The sequence below is a fragment of the Streptomyces sp. HSW2009 genome, from assembly GCF_040240285.1.
Classification (GTDB): Bacteria; Actinomycetota; Actinomycetes; order Streptomycetales; family Streptomycetaceae; genus Streptomyces.
In genome coordinates this window covers 1-4,805 of the sequence record NZ_JBEHZD010000560.1, presented here as the reverse complement: position 1 = coordinate 4,805, position 4,805 = coordinate 1, and the positions used below count along the sequence as shown (strand labels likewise).

Sequence of the window (4,805 nt, the reverse complement as noted above, 5' to 3'; positions counted from 1 at the left end):
CCCCCGGCCCGCCCGCGTTTTGGGGGGGTTTCGGCGGGGGGGGTTGGGGGGGCGGCCAAGGGGGTAGTCCGCCCGCGCTGGGGTGGTATGGGGGGCGACCGCCCGGCGGGACCTGGACGCGCTCGGCCGCGCCGGGCGGCTGACCCGGATCTACGGCGGCGCGCTGGCCACCGGCCGGGCGGGAGACGAGCGGCCGTTCGCCGCGGTGGCCGTCGACGACCTGGCGGACAAGGCGGCGGTTGCCGGCCGGGCCGCCCAACTGGTCGCGGACGGCGATGTGTTGCTGCTCGACATCGGCACCACCACGCTCCAGCTCGCCAAGTTGCTGCGGGGCCGCGAGGTCACGGTGGTGACCAGCAGCCTGGCGGTCTTCGACGAACTGCGCGACGACCCGGCCGTGACGCTGCTGCTGCTCGGCGGCCGGGTGCGCCGCAACTACCAGTCGCTGGTCGGCTTCCTCACCGAGACCAGCCTGCGCCAACTCCACGTGGGCCGGCTCTTCCTGGGCGCCAGCGGCGTACTGCCGGACGGCGGCGTGCTCGACAGCACCGAGGTGGAGGTGCCCGTCAAGCGGGCCATGCTGGCCGCCGCCCACCAGGTGGTGCTGCTGGCCACGGCCGGCAAGTTCCCCGGGGCGACCGGCCTGGTCCGGGTCTGCGGCCCGCGCGACATCGACACCCTGATCACCAACGACACCTCAGACCCGGCGACGCTCGCCGTGTTCCGTGAGGCCGATGTGGAGGTACTGACCATATGAGGCTGACCGTTCTGGGCGGCGGCGGATTCCGCATGCCGCTGGTCTACCGGTCGCTGCTGAACGACCCGGGCGACGCCGCCGGCCGCTGTACGGAGGTCGTCCTGCACGACACCGACCAGCAGCGGCTCGACGCGATCGGCGCGGTGCTCGCCGAACTGGCCGCCGGCCGGCCGGGCGCCCCCGCCGTACGGGCCACCACCGATCTGGACGAGGCGCTGCGCGGCGCCGACTTCGTCTTCTCCGCGATCCGGGTCGGTGGCCTCGCCGGCCGGGCCAGGGACGAGCGGCTGCCGCTGACCGAGGGGCTGCTCGGGCAGGAGACGGTGGGCGCGGGCGGCGTGCTGTACGGGCTGCGCACGCTGCCGGTGGCGGTGCACATCGCCGAGCGCGTCGCGGCGCTCGCACCGGACGCCTGGGTCATCAACTTCACCAACCCGGCGGGCATGGTCACCGAGGCCATGCAGCGCGTCCTGGGCGACCGGGTGATCGGCATCTGTGACTCGCCGATCGGCCTGTGCCGCCGCGCGGCCCGCGCCGCCGGCGTCGACCCGGATCGGGCGAGCTTCGACTACGTGGGGCTCAACCACCTCGGCTGGCTGCGCGGCATCACCGTCGACGGCCGGGACCGGCTGCCCCAACTCCTCACCGACGAGGCGGCGTTGACCTCGTTCGAGGAGGGCAAGCTGTTCGGCGCCGACTGGCTCCAGACGCTCGGCGCGCTGCCCAACGAGTACCTGCACTACTACTACTTCCACCGGGACGCGCTCGCCGCGATCCGGGACGCCACGCAGACGCGCGGCGAGTTCCTCCGCGACCAGCAGGCGGCGTTCTACGACGCGGCCACCGCCAGGCCCGAGCAGGCCCTCGCCGCGTGGGAACGCACCCGGCTGGAGCGCGAGGAGACGTACATGGCGGAGAGCCGGGAGGCCACCGGCGGCTGGGAGCGCGACTCCTGCGACCTGGAGGGCGGCGGCTACGACCGGGTGGCGCTCGCGGTGATGCGGGCCATCTCCCGGGGCGAGCGCAGCACGCTCATCCTCAACGTCCGCAACCGCTCGGCCGTGCCCGGCCTGGACACGGACGCCGTGGTGGAGGTGCCCTGCACGGTGGACGCGGGCGGCGCGAGGCCGCTGGCCGTCGGCGCGGTGCAGCCCGGCCAACTGGGGCTGATGCTCAGCCTCAAGGAGGTGGAGCGGTCCGCGATCGAGGCCGCCGCCAGCGGCTCGCACCGGGCGGCACTGCGCGCCATCGCCCTGCACCCCCTGGTGGACTCGGTGGCCGCGGCCCGCCGGGTACTGGCAGCGGCCCAGGGCGGCGAGTGAGCGAGGGGCAGTGGGGCGCGGCCACCCCGTGGGCCCGTCCGGCGACCCCGCAGGCCGGCGCAGCCACCCCGTAGGCCGGCGCAGTTACTCCGCCCTGACCAGCGCGGCGATGTCCGGCTCCGTCCAGTGGCCCGCCGCGCCGGGGGCGCTCGCCAGGTAGCGGGCGGCCCGGGCCGCGTCCCAGCGGTGGGCGTCCATCAGCCCGGTGGCCAGGTGGTACAGGTACCCGGCCGAGGGCGCGCAGGGCGCCACCTCGTGGAGGTGCCACGGCGCGGTGCAGGTGACCATGGGCAGGTCGGCCAGGGTGCCCACGCGTACCAACGTGTCGTACCGGCCGGGCCCGAGTGCGGACCGCCCCGCGGTCAGCACCTCGGTCAGGTCGAGGTCGCGGCCCGGTTCGCGGTACATCTCCTGGGCCGCGATGTCGGAGAACTGGGCGCGGCTGAGCAGATAGGCGCGGGCCGCGGTCTCGCCGGGTGCGGCCGAGTCGTAGAAGGCCCGGCCGCCGCCCCAGCGGGGCGAGTGGGTGGCGAAGTACAGCCGCCCCGGGATGACCACCGGCAGGCTGCGCTCGGGCGGGCTCGGGTCGCGGCAGCCGGGGTGCACCATGGCGCCGCCCGCGGGGGCGCCGCCGGTCAGGTAGCAGGCGAGGCGGGCGGCGTGCAGGTTGGAGCCGTAGGCCACGTACCACAGCCGGCCGGATGCGGCTGCTGGCGTCGCCGCTGCGGCCCGGGGCGCGGCCGACTCACCGGGGTCGTGACCCGCCGGCCCGTCCGCATGTCCTGGGGTGTTCATCCCGGCCATCCCATCAGGCGGCGTCGTGGAAGACCAGCCCGAGGGTGTGCCGCTGCCCCGTTCGCAGCACGCTCACCCCGTGGCGTACCGGGGCGGCGGACCAGCCGCGGGCGCTGCGCACGGGGCGTTCGCGCGTGGTGAAGACCAGGCCGTGGCCCTGCGGCAGCGCCACCGCGGTGCCGCGCGACTGGGCCCGCGGGCGCTGCTCGACCAGCAGGAACTCGCCCCCGGTGTGGTCGGTGCCCGGCGCGTCGAGCCCGATGACCACCTGGAGCGGGAAGACCAGGTCGCCGTAGAGGTCGCGGTGCAGGGCGTTCCAGTCGCCGACGCCGTACCGCAGCAGGATGGGCGTCGGCCTGGTCTGCCCCGCGGCGTGGCACTCCGCGAGCCACTCCTCCAGCGTGTCGGGCCAGGGCGCGGGGCGGCGCAGCCTGGCCGCCCAGTCGCGGGCGATGGGCAGCAGCCGCGGGTAGAACGCCGCCCGGAGCGCGGCGACGGTGGGCGGGATCGGGTGGTCGAAGTACCGGTACTGGCCGGAGCCGAACCGGTAGCGCGCCATGTCGACCGTCGACCGGAAGTGCTGCGGCTCGTCGTACAGCCGCGTGATCTCCCGGCACTGCTCGGGGTCGAGCAGCCGCGGAGTGAGTGCGCAGCCGTACGCGTCGACCTCGTCGGCGAGCGCCTGCCAGTCGATGTCGCGGATGCGGGTGAGCGGGGTGGGGCGGGCGCTGGTCATCGGGTTCTCCACGGACGTTCGGGCGGGGGCAGGCTCGGGCGAGTGCGCCATGCCCGGAGCGGTACGGGGCGGGGGCAGCGCGCAGGGGAGTCAGCGGGCGGCAACGGGCGGCGCGTGCGGGGCCATCGCCCGCGGGGCTGCCGCGTGGGCGGTCGGTGGTCAGGCGTGGGCGGCTGCGGGTGACCCGGGCGCGGCCGGCGCGTGGGCGGCCGAGGATGTCGCCGCTGTGGCCGGTGCGTGAGTGCCTGCGGATGTCACCGCCGTGGCCGGCGCGTATGCACCCGCAGCCGGCTGCCGGGCCGCCGCCCACAGATAGTGAGTGGCGTACGAGCGCCACGGGCGCCAGCGCTCCTGGCCCGATCCTGCCGGCTCCCCCGCCGCGTCCCACGCCGGCTGCCCCGTGCCGCCCCGCGGGGGCGGGTCCTGCTGGCCGTGCTCGGCGCCGAGCAGCAGCACGTCCGGGTCGCCCAGCGCCCGCATCCGGATGGCGCGGGCGGTCCGTCCTGCGAGTCCAGGCAGGTCGCGCAGCCGGCGTTCGGCCTCGGCCCGGTCGGCGCCGGGGTCCAGGCTCAGGCTGCCGTCGGCGAGCGCGGTGGCCAGGGCGCGCAGCGTGGTGCGCCCTGCGGGCGGCAGGTCGAGCGCGTCCAGCGGCGCTTCGGCCAGTTCGGCCGCGCTCGGGAACAGGTGCGTCAGCTCCCCGTTCGCGGTCGCGAGCACCGCGCCGTACGCGCTGACCAGCGCCGCGCCCCGGCGGCGCGCCTCGTGCAGCGACACGCCCTGGCCGAGCACGGCGCGCAGGGCGAGCTCGTGCGGATCGGCCGCGCCCGGCACCCGCAGCCCCGGACGAGCCGCGACCAGCGGGCCCAGGTACGGGCAGCCGCCCAGCCGCTCGGCCACCGCGTACGGGTCCGCGTCCAGGTCGAACAGCCTGCGCATCCGCTGGCCGGCCGTCGTCAGGTCGCGCAGCTCGCACAGGTGCAGCCGGCAGGCGAGCCAGCCCTGGTCGGCGGCGGGCTCGCGCACCTCCACGATGCCGCCGCCACCCGGCAGCCGCAGCGTCCTGCGGTACAGCCGGCCGCCGGGCTCGCCGGTCACCTCCTCCACGCCGGCGACGTGCCGTTGCTGGAGGTGGTCGAAGAGTTCCCGGCCGGCTAACACGCCCCGGTAGGCCAGCCGCAGCGGGATGCCGTGCGGC

The 4,805-nt window shown here is 76.3% G+C and carries 5 protein-coding genes; 2 read left to right on the top strand and 3 right to left on the bottom strand.

What is annotated here, in order from left to right:
- The first annotated feature begins 82 nt into the window (after positions 1-82).
- Both AAHZ94_RS28550 and AAHZ94_RS28545 read left to right on the top strand, forming a co-directional pair.
- The gene (locus AAHZ94_RS28550; RefSeq protein WP_349996467.1) at positions 83-757 is read left to right on the top strand and encodes a DeoR/GlpR family DNA-binding transcription regulator; all 675 of its coding nucleotides are present in this window, start codon (positions 83-85) and stop codon (positions 755-757) included.
- Entirely contained in the window at positions 754-2,079 is a 1,326-nt protein-coding gene (locus AAHZ94_RS28545; protein WP_349996465.1) for a 6-phospho-beta-glucosidase, read from the top strand. Before AAHZ94_RS28550 ends, AAHZ94_RS28545 begins: the two co-directional genes overlap by 4 nt.
- A gap of 84 nt (positions 2,080-2,163) precedes the next feature.
- Here AAHZ94_RS28545 and AAHZ94_RS28540 read toward each other — a convergent pair whose 3' ends face one another.
- From AAHZ94_RS28540 to AAHZ94_RS28530, 3 genes are all read right to left on the bottom strand, one after another.
- The gene (locus AAHZ94_RS28540) at positions 2,164-2,874 is read right to left on the bottom strand and encodes a histone deacetylase (RefSeq protein WP_349996464.1); all 711 of its coding nucleotides are present in this window, start codon (positions 2,872-2,874) and stop codon (positions 2,164-2,166) included.
- A gap of 13 nt (positions 2,875-2,887) precedes the next feature.
- Entirely contained in the window at positions 2,888-3,610 is a 723-nt protein-coding gene (locus AAHZ94_RS28535; protein WP_349996463.1) for a 2OG-Fe(II) oxygenase, read from the bottom strand.
- Positions 3,611-3,769: 159 nt separating this feature from the next.
- Positions 3,770-4,805: DNA-3-methyladenine glycosylase family protein (locus tag AAHZ94_RS28530; protein WP_349996461.1), on the bottom strand; the 1,036-nt coding region annotated here is incomplete at its 5' end.

Excerpts from the sequence above, each read along its gene's own strand:
- AAHZ94_RS28535 (WP_349996463.1), bottom strand. The coding sequence starts at position 3,610 with ATGACCAGCGCCCGCCCCACCCCGCTCACCCGCATCCGCGACATCGAC.
- AAHZ94_RS28545 (WP_349996465.1), top strand. The coding sequence starts at position 754 with ATGAGGCTGACCGTTCTGGGCGGCGGCGGATTCCGCATGCCGCTGGTC.
- AAHZ94_RS28540 (WP_349996464.1), bottom strand. The coding sequence starts at position 2,874 with ATGAACACCCCAGGACATGCGGACGGGCCGGCGGGTCACGACCCCGGT.